The 1,319-nt window shown below is 67.3% G+C and carries 1 pseudogene; it reads left to right on the top strand.

Annotated features, from left to right (window positions below):
• Nucleotides 1-1,007: 1,007 nt before the first annotated feature.
• Nucleotides 1,008-1,319: pseudogene (locus ABD481_RS46380) on the top strand (hypothetical protein); the annotation flags it as partial.

Here is a 1,319-nt window from a genome sequence, read left to right on the forward strand (position 1 = left end):
GCGACGGAAAGGCCGGGACCGAAACCGGAACCACAGACCAAGGGCAAGGTAACCGCCCGGCCCCACTCTTTCCAGAGCGAGGCCCTCCCCGGAGGGGCCGCCGGAGGCGCAGTTGACCTTGACTGGCCCTTGATCTGGCCTTTGACCTTGGGTTTCCCCACCCCCGCAACAGCTCTCGGAGCCTGACAGCACCCCCCACCCAACGACCGCCACCGACCAGTCAGCACCATGGCCGAAGGTCGTAATAAAAGCCTTTAACCCCCCGCCCCCGCCCTCCCCGCAGCACCCAACTCATCCAAAGCCCTCCGCCGCTCATCCACCAGCCTCTTCAACTTATCCGCCATAGCATCCAACCGCCGCATAGCCGCCGGCATCCCAGCCTCCTGCCCCGGCGCAAAAACAATCCTCCCCAACTCCGACTCCCGCGCCGCACTCAACTCATCCCGAATCCGATCCAACCGATTCCGCACCGACGACAAAGCCTGATGCAACCGATCCTTGATCCTCCGCCGCTCCCCCGGATCCTTCACCCCAGCATTCGCCCCCATCCCCATCCCCATCCCCATCCCCATCCCAGCCCTCAGCCCAGCCCCCAACCCCGCCCCAGCCCCAACCCCCGCACCACTCGCCCCACCCTCCAACTCCCACTCCCTCGCCAACAACGCCAACCGCCCAATATCCCCCCGCGAATAAGCATCATTGACCCGCGCCATGAACACCTCACGCCGCTGCCGATCCCCCTCATCAGCCGACAGATCCGGATGACACCCCCGAGCCAGCTTCCGATACATCCGCTTCGCCTCCCCCGTAGGCGTCGGCCGAGGCGGCTCAGCCCGCGTCGCCCGCACCTTCTCCTCATCAGCCTGCCGCGCCGACTCCTGCGCCCGCTCCCGCGCCGCCTCCGCATCCCGCCGATCGTCATCCCGCCCACTGCGGTCCGCGTGGAACTCCGCGATCCTCGCCTCGATCTCATCAAGCTCAGCCAACAACGGCGCGAACATCCGCGCATGCGCCCGCCCGAACACCGACAACAGGTTACGAACCTCAGCCAACTCAGCCTCAGCCTGCGAAAGCTCATCAGCCAACCCGGCCAGCTCCCGCTCCAGATCCATCGTCTCCGGATCCACCCACAGCTCAGCCTCACCCATCCCGTCCCCAACCCCACCCGCGCCGCCACCAACCCCACCAACCCCACCAACGCCACCCGCCCCACCAGCCCCACCAGCCCCGAACCCAACCCCAAACCCCACCCCGGCACCTCCCACTCCAACGCCTCCCACCCCAACGCCCCCCACTCCAACGCCTCCAACCCCTCCCGC

The sequence above is a fragment of the Catenulispora yoronensis genome (assembly GCF_039531695.1).
Classification (GTDB): Bacteria; Actinomycetota; Actinomycetes; order Streptomycetales; family Catenulisporaceae; genus Catenulispora; species Catenulispora yoronensis.